Source organism: Thermoactinomyces sp. FSL K6-2592, from assembly GCF_038006465.1.
Taxonomy (GTDB): domain Bacteria; phylum Bacillota; class Bacilli; order Thermoactinomycetales; family Thermoactinomycetaceae; genus Thermoactinomyces; species Thermoactinomyces vulgaris.
Genome location: NZ_JBBOVH010000001.1, coordinates 341070 through 357675, shown reverse-complemented (window position 1 = coordinate 357675; position 16606 = coordinate 341070). Strand labels below are relative to the sequence as shown.

Here is a 16606-nt window from a genome sequence, read left to right as displayed (position 1 = left end):
CGCAACCATCCTGGCCGGATTACGTCTACATATGTAAATCTCTTTAAAGGATTCCATTCAATTCTGTTTCCATTTTGATCCATGGTTTGTACGGGAGCCTTTCTTCCCGGTTCAAAAAGATTTCAACAAAGCGTCAATATTATCTGTTTAATCACTATTTGATGTTTTCTTTCCTAAATATTAATTTTCAGTGAATTTGATCATTGCCAACCGGTCTTTACTTGATCCAATCCAAACCACGATGTTACCATTGAATGAAAACATTTAGCGCGAGTGGGGATTTCGATGAGAAGAGTAGAACAAAGCCGATTAAATCGGGTTAAAAAAAACCAGCGGAAAAAATGGATCATCCGTTCCATCTCTTTGGCCTTCATCCTTCTTTTAGGTGTCGGTCTTTATTTAGGATCCGAAATATGGGGAGTCTTTGCCAATACGAAAAACGATATCGGAAAATCCGATTTACGGGATAAACAAGTGGAAATGGAATCCGACCCCTTCACCATTTTACTTCTCGGAACCGACCAACGGAAACGTTCGGATCCGGTTTGGCGGGCGGACACCATGATTCTGGTTGCCGTCAACCCAAAAAAACACACGGCCAAAGTCCTGAGTATCCCCCGGGATACCTATACAGAGATCGCCAACACGGATGGTTTAAAAACAAAATTAAATGCCGCCGCTTATTGGGGATATAAGAAAGATGTCGGGCAAGTTGAAAATATCCGTAAAACTTTGGAAAATCTGTTGCATGTCCCCATCGATCATTACGCACGAATCAACTTCCAAGGATTTGAAGACATTGTCGATGCCTTGGGCGGAGTGGAAGTGGATGTACCGTTTGCGTTCCACCAAAAAGCCATCGGCGGCAAGACGGTTTACTTTGAGCCGGGACCGGCCAAACTGAACGGATCTGAAGCCCTGGCCTATGTAAGGATGCGCAAGCAGGATCCCCGCGGGGATTTGGGCCGCAACGAACGGCAACAAGAAGTGGTTGCCAAATTGATTGACAAAATCGCCAGTTTCAAAGGAGTCGGCAAATTCTCCGACCTGATGAATGCAGTGGGCGAGAACTTCGAACACAGTCTTGAATTGGACAACTTCCCGGCATTGGTGAACATCTACACCAAAATACCGAAGAGCAATATTGAAACCCTGCATATTGAAACCTACCCCGAAAATATCAAAGGGGCAGGTGCGGTGTTGATCTGGCCTGAAAAAGACCGCAAAAAAATTCGACAAGCCCTGCGGGAACAATTGGAATTGCCTCCGCTTGAAAATGGGGAGACAGACGGTGACTCCGGCTCCGGAACGGATGATGACATGTCGGATACCGAAAACACCAATTCATATGACGGTGATACAGAAAGTGACGGCAGCTATTAAGCCGTCACTTTTCCGTTTTACCATCGAATTCCCCGGCAAACCGCTGGTATTTCCCCGCCGTTTTCATTAAGATAGTAGGGAAGAAGGTGAAACGATGTCTGAGAAACAGTATTTAACCGTCGGACCTCAAGGGGAAACGGAAATCGTCATTCAGAAATCGCGCTTTATTTGCAGGGCCAAACGGGTTTCTACGGAGGAAGAAGCGCAACAATTCGTCCAGAAAATCAGCAAACAACATTGGGATGCCACACACAACTGTTATGCATACCTGGTGTCCGACACCATTCAAAAATCCTCCGATGACGGGGAACCGGCCGGGACCGCCGGACGTCCGATACTGGAAGTGATCCATGCCAAAAAGCTGGTCAAAACCGCCATTGTTGTAACCCGTTATTTCGGGGGAATTAAATTGGGAGCGGGCGGGCTCTTACGCGCTTACAGCCAGGGGGCTTCCGCGGCAATTGAAGCAGCCGGGATCATCCGCTGCCAATTACACCAAAAAATCACCTTTACGTTTGATTATCATTTTATGGGAAAAATGGAACATGAATTCCGCCAAACCGATTACTTTTTGGAAACACCCCTCTATCAGGAGGTGGTGTCTTGGCCGGTGTGGATCCCGGTTGGGGAAGAAGAGGACTTCATCCAACAAGTCACCAACTGGACCCACGGGCAAGTGAAAGTGACACGCGGAGAAAAAGAATATAAAGAAATCCCCCTTTCCTCCTGACCGGAAAGGGGGATTTCTTTACACCTCAGAACGCCGGAACCACTACGCCTTTGTATTTTTCCTCGATAAACTTTTTCACTTCCGGTGAAGTGAGGGCTTCCGCCAGTTTTTTCACCGCCTGGTTATTTTCATTCCCTTGTTTGACCGCCAAAACATTCACATAAGGATTTTGGTCTTTCTCTTCCATAAACAGTGCATCCTTGAGCGGATCCAAATCGGCTTGAAGCGCATAGTTGGTATTGATCACAGCCAGATCCACTTCATTGATCATCCGTGGAAGTGCAGAAGCCTCAAGCAGCTCAAACTGCAAATTTTTCGGGTTCTCCACAATATTTTTCAGGGTGATCTCCCCTTGATGTCCATTCAACTTGATCAACCCGTTTTTCTCCAACAACTGCAAAACGCGTGTAATTTCACTCGTTCCATTGGGAATGGCGACTTTGGCACCGCTTTTTAATTGATCAACCGAGTTTATTTTTTTGGAATAAGCCCCCATCGGCTCCAGATGGACCCGGGCCACATCCCTCAAATGATATCCTTTTTCCTGATTGGTGGTTTGAAGCCAGACAATGTGTTGGAAATAGTTTGCGTCAATTTCTCCTTCTTCCAATGCTTTATTGGGCAAAACATAATCCGTAAACACTCTGATTTCCAAGTTTACCCCTTGTTTTTCCAATTGCGGTTTGACATGCTCCAAAATTTCCGCATGCGGAACCTGCGTGGCTCCGACCACAAGCGTATTTTCCTTGCTTTGGTTGCCGCAAGCGGCTCCCAATACCGCAACCAGCACACTGACAAGCAAAACCCAAAACTTTTTCATCCCATTTGACCTCCTTAAGATCTTTTATCCAAGGCACGGGCAATCCAGTCCCCCACTGCTTGAACCAATTGCACCAATACGACCAACAAAATTCCACAACTGTACAGCATCGCATCATTAAATGCCTGAAAACCAAAACGATAAGCCGTGTCCCCGAGACCGCCGGCCCCGACAATTCCGGCCATTGCGGAAAAACTGATCAACGAAACACAAGTAACGGTCAGTCCGGAGACAATCGAAGGAAATGCCTCCGGAATCAGCACTTTGCATATGATGGTCAGCCGGCTGGCCCCCATTGCTTGTGCGGCTTCAATCACTCCTCTGTCAATGTCACGGATGGCGGTTTCCACCATGCGCGCATAAAAAGGAGCGGCTCCTGCAATGAGCGGAATGGTGGCTGCCGTCGGCCCCAATGTGGTTCCCACCAAGAGCTTGGCCACCGGAAACAAAAACAAAACCAAAATAATGAAAGGAACGGCCCGGAAAATATTGACCACAAAGGCCAAGATACGTTGAAAAACGAGATTTTCCCAGAAATAGCCGCGGTCCGTCACCACCAGAAGCACCCCCAGCGGAATCCCCAGCACCGCCGTCATCAGGGTGGAAATTCCCACCATATGAAGAGTTTCCAGGGTTGCTTCTTGCAACAGATCAAGATCTACCGACTCCCACATTCAAGTTCCCCTCCCAACACCTTCCGCACTTTTTCCACTGCTTCTTCATTTCCGCCGATTTTGACTTGGACTGCATCTTCATCGTTGCTTCCTTTCACTTCTCCGCCGACCAGTTGAAAATGCACGTTATATTGGCGGGCCAGTTCATTCAGTTTGGAAAGGCCGGACCACGGCACCCAAATGCCATCCTGGCCGGGTTCTGCATCCTGAACAAATTTCTTCGTCAAAGGATGCTTCGGATTTTGAAAAATTTCGGCAACCGGACCCGTTTCAATGATCCGGCCGTTTTCCATGATCGCCATTTTGTTGCAGATGGCACGTACCACACTCATCTCGTGCGTAATCAAGACAAGGGTCAGCCCCAGTTTTTGATGGATCTGTTTTAACAGCCGCAAAATCGAAGCCGTGGTCTCCGGATCCAACGCCGAGGTGGCCTCATCGCACAAAAGCACGTCCGGATCATTGGCCAAGGCTCTGGCAATTCCGACACGTTGTTTCTGTCCTCCACTGAGCTGTGCCGGATAAGCATCGGCGCGCTCGGATAATCCGACCAGTTCCAGCAAACGGCTTACCTTCTCCTTGATCTGTTTTTTGGGAACCCCGGCAATCTCCAGCGGAAACGCCACATTTTCCGCAACCGTCCGGGACCACAACAGATGGAAATGTTGAAAAATCATACCAATCTTTTGCCGGGCAAAGCGCAATTCCCGTTCACTAAGCCGCGAAATTTCTTTTCCATCCACCAGCACCGTTCCCCTTGTCGGCGTCTCCAATCCGTTTAACAACCGGAGCAACGTGCTTTTCCCGGCCCCGCTGTAACCGACAATTCCAAATATATCCCCTTTTTCGATTTCCAGGGAAATTTCTTTTAATGCCGTAATTTCTTTGTTTTTACCTGCAGCCGGAAATGTTTTGACAACATTTTTCAACTGAATCATTTCCTTCACCGCCTTCGATCTGCAAACATTTTTTAAGCATAAAAAAACCTTCCTGCTCGTTCAGATGCAGAAAGGATCACTTTGCTCAATCTCCTTCTCTCATCTGTCAGAGCAGTGTACAGCTCTGCAGGAATTGGCACCTTCCCATGGGTTCTTCAAACCCAACAGGGGGTTGCCGAGAGATCATCAGGCCTGTTCCCTCCCTCTCTCTGGATAAGAGAATACTTCATTCCCGTATACAATTTTGTTCAAGATCTTTTCTAAAATTATCACATAAAATCATGCCAGTCAACAATTAGCGTTCTAATGCAAACGATTTTTTAAGGTCATGTATAACTTCATTCGATTTATGGAAAAATATGCCTGTTTTCAGCATCTTATCAACTGTTACTCCCAGATTACATTTCATTAACAAAGCCGCTACTTCGATCTATCCAAAATGAAGATGGCGTATAATAAAAATACATTCATCCTTTGGAGGTGCGCATATGGAGCACACGGTTGTCGGCAAGTCCTTCTGGATCGGAGTCATGAACGCTTCTTGTTTGAGTGTGCCACTGTGGCTTCTCATGTACCTGTTTTTAAAAATGATTTTCTGAATGAGCGCACCAAATGAAATCCATCATCCTTCCGATAAATAAAAAAGATGCCACCCTTTTTGGCAGCATCTCTTTAGCGGGCTCCATTTCCGGAAACAACCACCCAAACCGTCCGAAACAAAATCTGCATATCCATTTTAAAGGATTGGTTTTGAATATAGAACATATCCAACTCAAACTTTTCAGCAGGTGTCATCTCATATCCTCCGTTTACCTGAGCCCACCCAGTCAAACCTGGTTTCACCAACAAGCGCTTTTTAAAACCAGGAATCTCCTTGTCAAATTTCTCGGTGAAGACAGGTCTCTCCGGACGGGGACCGATCAGACTCATGTCACCACGTAGGATATTGATTAACTGTGGAAGCTCGTCAATCCGTGTCTTACGGATAAATTTACCTACTCGAGTGACACGCGGGTCATTTTTTGCCGCCCATTGCGGACCATTTTTCTCAGCATCGGTGCGCATGGATCTGAGTTTGATAATCTCAAACCGTTTCCCGTTCAACCCCACGCGTTCCTGTTTATAAAAAACAGGCCCCGGAGACTCCAGTTTAATCGCGATCATGGTCAGTACAAGCACAGGCAATGTAAACAGCAGCAATGCAACGGAAAAAACAATCTCAAAAGCCCGCTTGAAAATCGGATAAATGGTCTGTCCGGAAAATGCACCCGTGTTGTTGCTCTCGTAGGCTAACTTGGAACGCATCAGCTATCCACCCCTGCTGTGTATAATAATCAGAATCCCTTCCGTTTCTTCGCTAAGTTTACAAAAATAACAGTAACATTACAGTAATATTTCAAACCGATTACTGTAAAACAGTATACTGCAGAACCCACGGAATGACAATAGGTTCTTTTTTGAAAACCGTGTCAAATCCTTGACCGATCACAGCATATGCTTATTTTCTACATTTCTTTGTCCATTTTGCGATATTCGTTTTGGTAATATTCGTAGGTTTTGCGTAAACCTTCCATAAGAGTGTATTTCGGTTTCCAGTCCAATATGCGGCAAACTTTGTCATTCTTGAAATAACTGTGTTTAATGTCCCCCGGACGGTCCGGGCCGTGAACCTTTTCGTTTTCAAAAGAAGCGATTTCATCAAACAAGGAAAGCAATTGGTTCAGCGAAGTTTGCACCCCGGTTCCGACATTCAGGATCTCCCCGTCTCCTCTTGAGAGTGCCGCGACGTTGGCTTTGGCCACATCTTCCACATAAATATAATCCCTCGTTTGTTCGCCGTCGCCAAAAATGGTGAAAGGCTCTTTTTTCAAGTACTTATCCACCAAGATGGAAATGACTCCCCCTTCCCCGCGGGGATCCTGCCTGAGCCCGTAAACATTGGCGTAGCGCAAAACGGTGTATTTCAACCCGTATAAATGGGCGTACACTTCCAAATAATGTTCCACGGTATGTTTGGAAATTCCGTATCCGGAAAGCGGTGACACCGGATGTTCTTCATCAACCGGCAGATATTTCGGATCTCCGTAGACGGCGGCGGATGAAGCGTAAACCACTTTCTTCACCCCGCTTTTGCGGCAGGCTTCCAACAGATTGATCGTCCCAATAATGTTGGTGTTTGCGTCCAAAACCGGATCTTCAACGGAAACATCCACACGGATTTGCGCCGCTTGATGGATGACGGCTTCCGGTTTTTCCCGCATGAACACATCACTTAATTCCGGATTGGTCAAATCCATTTCAATCCATTTCGCTTCCGGATGGATGTGCTCTTTCTTGCCTGAAGAAAGATTATCGATGATCACCACCCGGTCTCCTCTTGCAATCAACAGATCGACAATGTGGGAACCAATAAAACCGGCTCCGCCTGTCACGATTACCTTCATTGTTACAGACTCCTCTCTCGAGTGGACTTTGTCAATTGAGTCGGCCATTTTCAACGTATTCCCGTCTATCTTATCAATTCAGCCGGGCAGAAGCAAAAGACAAGTTTTAAACTTTTTGTCCATATTTTTCGAAAATAGCCCCTTGGTCCCCACTTCCCCACCCAATATTTTGGAAGGTATTTTCCCATGGAAAAGAAGAATAATATAGTACATAAAACCAAACACCTGTGAGGGATTTTCCGTAATGAAAAAATGGATCCTGCGTTTTTTTCTGCTTTTGTTTATAACAGTTCTGCTTGGATTTGGATATTATGTGTACCTGATCTGGTCCGCCGCTCACCGGTCCTATGTCCCGCCTGAACAGGAAAAATCGGACAAACGTCAAGAAGCGATCAAATGGCATGAGGATCCTGTCGCCATTTTGATGCTTGGCGTGGATGAACGGGACGGAGATCAGGGACGTGCCGATACCATTATGATTGCGGCTTTAAATCCGCAAGAAAAAGACATTGTCTTAACCAATATTCCACGGGACACCCGGGTTGAAATCCCCGGTAAAAACTTCCGCGACAAAATCAACCACAGCTATGCCTACGGCGGAGTGGATTTGACCCGCAAGACCGTGGAGCATTTTTTGGATTTGCCCATCGATGGTTACGTTCAAATCAACATGCAAGGCTTGAAAGAAATCGTGGATGAGCTGGATGGAATTGATGTCGAAGTGCCTTTCACCTTTTCCTATGGAGGACACACTTTCAAAAAGGGGACCATGCATTTAAACGGAGAAGAAACCCTTGCCTTTGCACGAATGAGAAAAGAGGACCCGCTGGGGGATTTCGGACGGATTCAACGGCAACAAGAAGTGATCCGGGCCATCGTCCGCAAGGGAACGGATTGGACCACATTCACCAAACTGGATACGGTCATGGAAAAACTCGGCTCCAATGTCAAAACCGACATTTCCCCCTTTCAGCTTTTGCAACTGCAAAACCGCTATGCCAATCTTTCACGGGAAAATATCAAAACGGTCCGGTTCAAAGGGGAAGATGCAACCATTGACGGCATTTATTATTTCCGGGTGTCACCCGAAGAAATCGAACGCATCCGGGGGATCCTGGCGGAACAACTGAACTATTCCCGACCTCCTGACACCCTTTATTAAAAGGATCCTGCCATGGACAGGGGAATCGCCCTGATCATGGACACAGGATCCCTTTTCATTGAAGCAGTTCCTGATATAAAGAAAAAACTTTTCTTTCCTCAACCTTCCAATTATAACGGGTTTCATGGGCTTTTCTCGCATCGGTGCTCATTTGGCCGCGCAGTTCGTCATCGCTTAAGATCCGTTCCACTTTTTGCGCAATATCCTTGGGATTCAAAGCATCGGCCACCAGCCCGGAATGGCTGGATTCCACAATTTCCCTCCACATCGGAAAATCCGTCGCCACCATGGGCAATCCGGCGGCCATGTATTCAAACATCTTGATGGGAAGGGATTCCCGGTAATTCTCGACCGGATGCAGGCAAACCAATCCCACTTTTCCTTTTCCCAACCACTTCTGCACATCATCAAACGGAATCCGGCCATGCAAATAAACCCTCTTCTGTTCCAGTGCGGACTTGTCCCGGTCTTCCGGTTTGATATGCTGGAGGGGACCAATGATGTGAAGTTCGGCTTGCAAGGATTCCGGCAAATAATCCATCATCTGTATCATTTCCCGGTAACCGCGCAGATACGACACGCCCCCGACATACAAAATCCGGTTGACGCCATCCTCTTCTTTTTCGATCTCCGGCATCGACAACGGATAGTTTTTAATCACTTCGACTCTTTTGGCTTGATGGAACTGTCTTTGAATCGATTCCGTCGCTGTAATGACCGCGGACAGCCGGCGGGCCAATCCCTTTTCCACTTTATGGACGATTTTTGCCAGCGGGGCACGGAGCTTTTCGGGAATCCACGGTTTGGTTTGGATCTGTTTGGGCAAATCCTCATGCGAATCATAAATCACCGGGCACCCGGTCCGCCAAGCCAATAACACTCCCCACGGCAACAACTCCGGATCATGAAAATGATACAAATCCGCTCCGCATTTTAAAGCGCGCCGGTAAAGCTCATATCCGGTCCAAAGCCGTTTCCACTTTTTGTTGACGCGCTTTACCCCCCGGATTTTTACGCCATCGATCACTTTTTCTTTAAAATCGGCGATGGCGTGGAGCTCCACCCGGTATCCGTTTTTCGCCAGTGATTTTGCTTGTTTGTGGAAAATCCGCGAATCATCATAAGGATGAACCGAACTGAAGATCATTACTTTAGCGGACACACAAGCAACTCCTTTCTCCTCACACTCCCTCCAGAGACCCTTTTTCCCGCTCCGATCCGGAGTGTTTCTTTTTCAAAGTTTCCCCGATGGCAATGATGGCCAAGCCGATTCCGTAACAAATCCACATCGGCGTATAGTGAATGGCCGTGCTTGGTGCCATGCCCCCGAAGAAGTAACCGGTCAATGCGGCTATGGTGGCGTAAGCGCCCCAACGCAAAACCGGGTTCAATTCCGGCGAGTGTTTCAAGCTGGCCAATTTCCACAAGCGCCACAACATAAGGAAGTAAAGGGACATATACAGGATAAAGATAATCACGCCAAAGTTGACCAACACTTCGCCCCACCAATTGTGCATATTGACTTTATCCACTTTGGGGGCGCCGTCCATGTACACTTCAACGTTTCCTGGACCGACTCCCATGTAATGGCTTTGATGGAGGAAGCGGAGTCCGTTGAGGATCAAAAACTTCCGGACCGTGGCACTCCGGCCGGTTTCCGCATCAATGGGGTCTTCTCCCCCTTCTTCCACCGTCCACGGACTGTTTTGAACATCCATCAAGAAGCCAAAAGTGCTGGACAGTTTGGTTTTGGCTTGTTCCCTGGCTTCAGCGCTCAAGAAAACCATGCTCAAACCATTGGCCAGTATGAAAGCCACCAAAACGGCAATAATGGCTTTAAATACATTTTTCAACGTGATTTTGCTCCGGTCCATCACCTGCGGCAACAGCACCACCAATGGCAAAGCGGCAAGCGGCAGGGCAAAGAAGGTGTTGCTGCGCGAACCGGTCGCAATCAGTGTATAAATGGACAGGATACCGATAATATAGATAAACCATTTGTGTTTACGTTTCAGATCCAGCATATAAAAGGAACTGGCCAGGAAAGGAAGGCCGAGTGTGATGCAGGTTGCCAAATCATTCTGGTTGCGAAACACCGATGTCACCGAAGCCGATAACCGACCAAATGCACGTGATTGCGGCAAATGAATCAAAGTGATGGACTCAAAAACCGCAAACAAAATAATGGCTGCAAAAACCCAAAATAAAATCCGCAGGGTTTTCCAAAAATAATCGGTTGATTTCAGGAAAAACGGGAACGAATAAGCAAGAGGCAACATCATTCCCAATAAAAAGAGATACCGCACCCCGGCAGAAAGACTGGCTGACCAGGATAACGCAATCACTCCGTATGCAAACCAAAACAAAAAGAAGGCTCCATACCACCGAACCGGATACATGTAGGAAGTTTCCAATTTCTTTTCCGCTGCAAATCTCAGCGCGATTCCCGCCGCCACCAACAGAAATGCGATGCGGAAAAACGTCAGATTAAACCCATCGGATATCGGTACACCCAAGGAGGGGCCGATCAGCGCAAAAACAATCATCAAATAAAACAATATATCCAAACGCTTCTGCTTTGAAAACAACAGTTCACTCACCAACTCTCACCCTTTTCCTCCTAGTTTGGGTAACAAGTGACCGATCCGATTCAGTGAAGAAATGGAAAAAAGTCCTGTCGCAAACACAGATCCGAAGGTTACAACAAAAGCCAGCACATAATAGAGCCAGGCATATTCCATCTCATTTAATTGGACCCAGGTAACCCCGGTCATTGAGATGAAAAAGACAGCCAAATAGATGAGAATGGAACGAAACCGGAAATCAATCGGATATTCTTTTTGATTTTTCCAATAAACCCAAACAATGACAAAAAGATAAGCCACAACGGTCATGATGACAGTGCCCCAAATGCTGAAAACCGGCACCAGGATCAAATTGCCGATCAGGTAAATGGCGGCGGCAATCATAAATCCGTAGGAAATGACCTGGGTTTTTTTCTTGATCAACAAACCGACACCAAAAACATTATGCAACACATTGAATAAAGTTCCCAAAGATAAAGCCCAGACATAGATATAACCGGATGAAAGCGACTGATCATCCCGACCGATAATATACAAATGATACAGTGGTTTCATGAAGAAGGCCAGAATCATGACAGCCAGCGTTCCAACCACCAACAACGCGCGACCGACCAGCCCGAACAACTGCGGGGCATCTTCCCGCTCTTTGATGGACATGGAAAAAGGGCGCCATGCGAGTTGAAACGGTGAGGTGATCAAAACAATGATGCTTGCAATCCGGATGCAGGTTTCGTAAATATCCGCACTCAGTTGGGAATCCATGTGATACAAAATGGGCCGGGATACGGATGTCATCACCCAAAAAGCCAGCAGTGTCGGCAACAGCGGAGCACCGTAACGAATCAAATCCATCAAATGTTTACGCGAAATACGAAAAACAAATTCCTTGCGAAATAGGATAATCAGAATCAATGCCACTGTCAATTGACCGATTAATTGTCCATAAAAAATTCCCATAACCCGCATGTCATAGACAGTGACAAAAAAGATGCTCAACAAATTGGAACCAATCACATAAGCCATGCTGAAAATATTAAACAGCCATACCCGGCGGCTGTATCTGGCATATCCCAAAATATGCTGAATAATGATCGCCCCAAACGTGGCCATAAAAGCAACCGGCAACAAGTTGGAATAATCCCGCGTGCTTTCATAGACCCATTCGGACAAAGGGGCTCCAAACAAAAATGCAAAGACGGTGAATATCAGGCAAACCCCGGCACTGAAAACCACCGCATTGGTAAAATAGGTGCGGCGTTCCGTCACATCCTTGGCGTCATAAAAATAGAACGCCATGGCCGCATCCGTTCCCAAAATGCTGAGATAAGTCAAAATCAGAGTCAGCGTGTTGGTGAGTCCCCACTCTGCAATTTCCCCTTCTCCGGTCAAAAAAGCAACATAGATGGGGCCAAGCATGGCCGCAACCACCTTATTCCCCATCGTTGCAATCGCAAAAGCGGCTGAATCAGAAAAAAGCCGTTTAATGAGTTGTTTCATGATTAAACAACACCTTCTGCCTGCAGGCTGTTACTCTTGATTTTCCAATTTCTCACGGTCAGGAACATCGCGCAAAACCCGTGCCGGAACCCCGATATACACTCTGCCCGGCTCCGTGTCCCGATTGACCAATGCCCCGGCGGCAATGAAGCTTTCTTCGGCCACCGTGATCCCCGGCAAAAGGATGGATCCGCCGCCCACACGCGCTCCTCTTTTCACAACCGGACCGCGCACGTATTTGAAACGCTCTTTGGTCCGCCCCATGAAGTTGTCGTTCGTGGTCGTGACGGTCGGGGCAATGAAGACATGATCTTCCAACACGGTATAAGCTGTAATATAAGCATTGGTTTGAATTTTTGTAAAAGATCCGATTTTCACCTGATTTTCCACCGCAACGCCACGGCCGATCACCACACGGTCCCCGATCTCGCATTTTTCACGGACCGATGCCTGATCCCCGATCATCACCTCTTTTCCGAAACGGCTGCCCCGGTAAAGAACGGTGTTGGCACCAATCGTCGTTCCGTCGCCGATTTCCAGCACCGGCAAGTCGGCATCCACCTTTACGGTGGACGACTTTGCCGGTCTCGGCCAGCGGCCCAACACACAGTTGTCAGAGATATATACATCGGAACCGATCACGGTTCCTGCTTTAATGGTGACATTGTTGCCGATCGTCACATTGTCGCCAAGAACCACGCCTTCTTCAATGACAGAGAAACAACCGACGGAGACATTCTTTCCCATTTCGACTGAATCATGAATGAAAGATTGTTTCATGAAAAACCCATCCTCTTATAATTTTTCGTAATCCGCTTTGATGTTTTGGACATCTTTCAAAGCATTCCGCGTGTCAAAGATCACTTTTGCTTTATCGGCAATTTCTTCATAATCAAAGTCACTGTGATCCGTGGTGATCAAAACAAGATCCGCCATCTCCAGAAGTTCGGTGGTCAGCTCTTGCGTTTCATATTCTTTGCCTCCGGCTTTGAAGGTTTTCACATGCGGATCAACCAGCGTGAACTCTGCCTGATATTTCTCAAGCAGCTCGACAATTTGAATCACGGGGGACTCGCGGTAATCATCGATATCCTTTTTATAAGCCACCCCGAGTACCGCCACTTTGGAACCATTCAACGATTTGCCGTAGCGGTTCAAGATTTTCATGCAACGATCCACCACAAAGTCGGGCATTTCATTGTTGATTTCGCCTGCCACTTCAATCAAACGCGTATGATAATGATATTCGCGGGCTTTCCATGTCAAATAGAACGGATCAATGGGAATGCAATGTCCGCCCAGACCCGGCCCCGGATAAAAAGCCATATAACCGTAAGGTTTGGTTTTGGCGGCATCGATCACTTCCCAAATATCGATTCCCATTTTGTTGCAAAGAATGGCCATCTCGTTCACCAGGGCAATGTTAATGTTGCGGAAGGTGTTTTCAAGAATTTTTTCCATTTCGGCCACTTTCGGGCTGGATACTTGGTGAACTTCCCCGTCCAACACCGCGCGGTACAAAGCACCGGCGACTTCCGTGCATTGATCGGTCACACCGCCCACCACTTTGGGAGTGTTTTTGGTATTAAACACTTTATTGCCGGGATCCACCCGTTCCGGCGAATAAGCAAGGTAAAAGTCTTCGCCTGCTTTCAAGCCGGTTTTTTCCAGAATCGGTTTCACCACTTCTTCGGTGGTTCCGGGGTAGGTGGTGCTTTCCAAAACCACCAGCATGCCCGGGTGCAAATATTTTGCAATGCTTTCTGCTGAAGATTCAACATAGGAAACATTGGGCTGCTGATATTTGTCAAGCGGTGTGGGAACGCAAATAGCCACCGCGTCCACTTCACGAATCAAGGAGTAATCCGTGGTCGCAGACATTTGTCCGCTTTCCACCAATTGTTTCAATTCTTCGTCCACCACATCGCCGATATAGTTCACTCCCCGGTTCACCATGTCCACACGGTTTTGCAGAATATCAAAACCGATCACTTTGAACCCGGCTTTGGCTTTCTCCACAGCCAGTGGCAAACCGACATATCCCAATCCGACAACACCGATTTTAGCCGTTTTGTCATCGATTTTTTGCAATAAAGTCTTACCACTCACGGTTATTCCTTCTTTCACTTGGATTTGTTGGCATAAAAACTTTTAATGGTATTTGCGATAAAACGGATGTTTTCATCCTCCAATTCTGCATACAGAGGAAGTGCAAAGGTGCGTTTGGCCATGTATTCGGAAACAGGCAAACTTCCTTCTTCATATCCCAAGTCTTTATACACTTCCTGCTGATGCAGGGGAACCGGATAATAAACTCCGCAGGAGATTCCCTGCTCTTTCAAATGAGCCATTAATTCGTCGCGATCTTCTGCCTGAATGATATACAAGTGATAGATGTGTTTGCGGTCTTCCGCTTCATGAGGAGTAACCACCGGTGTATCTTTTAAAAGCTCGTTGTACAGGGCCGCTTTTTTCCGACGGCCGTCATTCCAAGCATCCAAATGGCGCAGTTTGATGCGCAAAACAGCAGCTTGCAAAGCATCCAGGCGGCTGTTGTATCCGATCATGCTGTGGTAATACTTCGGATTGGAACCATGAACCCGCAAGATCCGGATTTTCTCCGCCAGTTGGTCATCATTGGTGACAACCATTCCCCCGTCACCATAGCCGCCCAGGTTTTTGGTGGGGAAGAAAGAGAAGGTGGCCGCATGACCCCAATTTCCGATTTTCCGTCCTTTATATTCCGAACCCATGCCTTGAGCCGCATCTTCCAAGACAAACAATTGATGTTCTTCAGCCAATGCCATAATTTCTTCCATGTTGGCAGGCTGGCCGAAAATGTGAACCGGAATGATCGCTTTGGTTTTTTCATTGATTTTTTCCTTGATTTGGTTCACATCGATGTTGTAAATTTTCGGGTCGATGTCAACAAAAACCGGGGTGGCCCCGACTTGAGAAATCGTTTCGGCAGTGGCGAAAAATGTAAACGGTGTCGTGATCACTTCATCGCCAGCTTTGATTCCTGCCGCATCCAATGCCAGAAGCAACGCATCCGTGCCGTTTCCAACGCCGATGGCATGTTTCACCCCGAGATAGTTGGCCACTTCTTCTTCAAAAGCTTTGACTTCGGGCCCCATAATATATTGTCCGCTGTCAATCACCCGCTCCACCGCTTGGAGAACTTCTTCCCGAATCGGTTGCAACTGTGCCGTTAAATCCAATAAAGGAATCTTTTTCATCGCTTTCTACTCCTTTAATCATTTCAATTTATTTTCGGTTTAATTCGTCCATCCGGACCGGCCGGTTTCTTTCGGCAGCCAACTGGCATCCGATCACAAAGCTCAACGCCTTGCGTCCTTCTTCGCCGGAAACGACCGGCTTCCGGTCTTTTAACACCGCTTCGGTCATATCTTGAATGATGCACTGATGTCCCGGAATTCCGAATGGATCTTGTTCCACCCGGCGGATTGTGTTTTGAGCCTCTTCATCCGGCAGGCCTTCAAATTTCCATTCTTTGATCCAGTTGGCCGTCGGCCCGCCAATCACCGCGGTCCCCTTTTCGCCAAAAATACTTAATGATTCTTCCAAGTTTTTCGGATAAATGGTGACCGCAGCTTCCAACACCCCGAGTGCCCCGTTTTTAAAGCGGATCACCGACACCGAGGTGTCCTCAGCTTCAATGTTCCGGATACGGGTCGCGTGATAAGAGGAAATCTCTTCAATGTCCCCCATCATCCACAACAAAAGATCCATGTTGTGAATTGCCTGATTCATCAACACGCCTCCGTCCATTGCTTTCGTGCCACGCCAAGGAGCCTGGTCATAGTAAGCCTGGTTTCGGTTCCAACGAACCGTTGCGTTGGCATGCCCGATTTTGCCGAAAGCCCCTTGTTCCAACTGCTTTCTGAGTTCCACGACAGCCGGACGGAAACGGTTGGGGTGAACCACCGCCATTTTCACACCGTTTTTCTCACAGGCATCGATCATCCGGTCTGCATCTTCCAAGGTCAGTGCCATCGGTTTTTCCACGATCACATGCTTTTTGGCTTCCGCTGCCTGAATGGTCAGCGGTGCATGAATCCCGCTCGGTGTGCAAATGCAAACCACATCCACATCCGAAGCCAGCATGTCTTTCAAATCGGCATACCCACGGACACCGTCGACGGCAAACTCGGAAAGACGCTCTTCATTGGTGTCGCAAACCGCAACCAACTCGGCTCCTTCCACCGCTTTAATGGCTGCCACGTGCTTTTTCGCAATGTGACCACAACCTACAATTCCATAGCGTATCAAAAGATCTCCCTCTCTTCTTTTACCCAGTCAGTCAATTCATATCCAATCTATATTACAGTAACATTACAAAATCTAATGTT

At 47.3% G+C, this 16606-nt stretch carries 15 protein-coding genes and 1 riboswitch; of the genes, 3 read left to right on the top strand and 12 right to left on the bottom strand.

Annotated features, from left to right (window positions below):
- Positions 1-285: 285 nt before the first annotated feature.
- Together NYE37_RS01900 and NYE37_RS01895 are read left to right on the top strand one after the other, a co-directional pair.
- Complete coding sequence (locus NYE37_RS01900) at positions 286-1383, top strand: LCP family protein (RefSeq protein WP_049720691.1); 1098 nt, start codon at positions 286-288, stop codon at positions 1381-1383.
- Between the two features lie 94 nt (positions 1384-1477).
- Positions 1478-2113 (top strand): YigZ family protein, encoded by a 636-nt coding sequence (locus tag NYE37_RS01895; protein ID WP_049720692.1) that lies wholly within the window; start codon positions 1478-1480, stop codon positions 2111-2113.
- Positions 2114-2138: 25 nt separating this feature from the next.
- Here the strand turns inward: NYE37_RS01895 and NYE37_RS01890 are convergent, their stop codons facing one another.
- From NYE37_RS01890 to NYE37_RS01870, 5 genes are all read right to left on the bottom strand, one after another.
- Positions 2139-2933: a MetQ/NlpA family ABC transporter substrate-binding protein gene (locus NYE37_RS01890; protein ID WP_049720693.1), complete on the bottom strand. Its 795-nt coding sequence runs from the start codon at positions 2931-2933 to the stop codon at positions 2139-2141.
- A 14-nt stretch (positions 2934-2947) separates the two neighbouring features.
- Entirely contained in the window at positions 2948-3607 is a 660-nt protein-coding gene (locus NYE37_RS01885; protein ID WP_037996731.1) for a methionine ABC transporter permease, read from the bottom strand.
- Positions 3592-4545 carry a methionine ABC transporter ATP-binding protein gene (locus NYE37_RS01880; RefSeq protein WP_037996729.1) on the bottom strand — a complete coding sequence of 318 codons (954 nt, stop codon included), beginning with the start codon at positions 4543-4545 and terminating at the stop codon, positions 3592-3594. Before NYE37_RS01880 ends, NYE37_RS01885 begins: the two co-directional genes overlap by 16 nt.
- Positions 4546-4641: 96 nt before the next feature.
- A riboswitch (SAM riboswitch) is annotated at positions 4642-4765 on the bottom strand.
- Between the two features lie 452 nt (positions 4766-5217).
- Positions 5218-5850, bottom strand: coding sequence for a sugar transferase (locus tag NYE37_RS01875; RefSeq protein WP_049720694.1), 633 nt, complete (start codon positions 5848-5850; stop codon positions 5218-5220).
- Positions 5851-6050: 200 nt separating this feature from the next.
- Positions 6051-6989, bottom strand: a complete 939-nt coding sequence (locus tag NYE37_RS01870; RefSeq protein WP_037996700.1) for an SDR family oxidoreductase — start codon at positions 6987-6989, stop codon at positions 6051-6053.
- A 244-nt stretch (positions 6990-7233) separates the two neighbouring features.
- Between NYE37_RS01870 and NYE37_RS01865 the strand changes: the two genes are divergently transcribed.
- Positions 7234-8151: an LCP family glycopolymer transferase gene (locus NYE37_RS01865; RefSeq protein WP_037996698.1), complete on the top strand. Its 918-nt coding sequence runs from the start codon at positions 7234-7236 to the stop codon at positions 8149-8151.
- Between the two features lie 55 nt (positions 8152-8206).
- Here NYE37_RS01865 and NYE37_RS01860 read toward each other — a convergent pair whose 3' ends face one another.
- The 7 genes from NYE37_RS01860 to NYE37_RS01830 are packed head-to-tail and all read right to left on the bottom strand — an operon-like array spanning position 8207 to position 16526.
- A complete protein-coding gene (locus NYE37_RS01860; RefSeq protein ID WP_131470894.1) occupies positions 8207-9313 on the bottom strand; it encodes a glycosyltransferase family 4 protein in 1107 nt (368 codons plus the stop codon).
- A gap of 19 nt (positions 9314-9332) precedes the next feature.
- A complete protein-coding gene (locus tag NYE37_RS01855; RefSeq protein ID WP_131470893.1) occupies positions 9333-10751 on the bottom strand; it encodes an O-antigen ligase family protein in 1419 nt (472 codons plus the stop codon).
- Between the two features lie 6 nt (positions 10752-10757).
- Positions 10758-12233: a lipopolysaccharide biosynthesis protein gene (locus NYE37_RS01850; RefSeq protein WP_049720696.1), complete on the bottom strand. Its 1476-nt coding sequence runs from the start codon at positions 12231-12233 to the stop codon at positions 10758-10760.
- A gap of 30 nt (positions 12234-12263) precedes the next feature.
- Positions 12264-13013, bottom strand: coding sequence for an acyltransferase (locus tag NYE37_RS01845; RefSeq protein WP_049720697.1), 750 nt, complete (start codon positions 13011-13013; stop codon positions 12264-12266).
- A 15-nt stretch (positions 13014-13028) separates the two neighbouring features.
- Positions 13029-14342 carry a nucleotide sugar dehydrogenase gene (locus NYE37_RS01840; protein WP_340711729.1) on the bottom strand — a complete coding sequence of 438 codons (1314 nt, stop codon included), beginning with the start codon at positions 14340-14342 and terminating at the stop codon, positions 13029-13031.
- Positions 14343-14356: 14 nt separating this feature from the next.
- Positions 14357-15472, bottom strand: a complete 1116-nt coding sequence (locus NYE37_RS01835; protein ID WP_340711728.1) for a DegT/DnrJ/EryC1/StrS family aminotransferase — start codon at positions 15470-15472, stop codon at positions 14357-14359.
- A 28-nt stretch (positions 15473-15500) separates the two neighbouring features.
- The gene (locus NYE37_RS01830; protein ID WP_037996683.1) at positions 15501-16526 is read right to left on the bottom strand and encodes a Gfo/Idh/MocA family protein; all 1026 of its coding nucleotides are present in this window, start codon (positions 16524-16526) and stop codon (positions 15501-15503) included.
- Between the last annotated feature and the right edge of the window lie 80 nt (positions 16527-16606).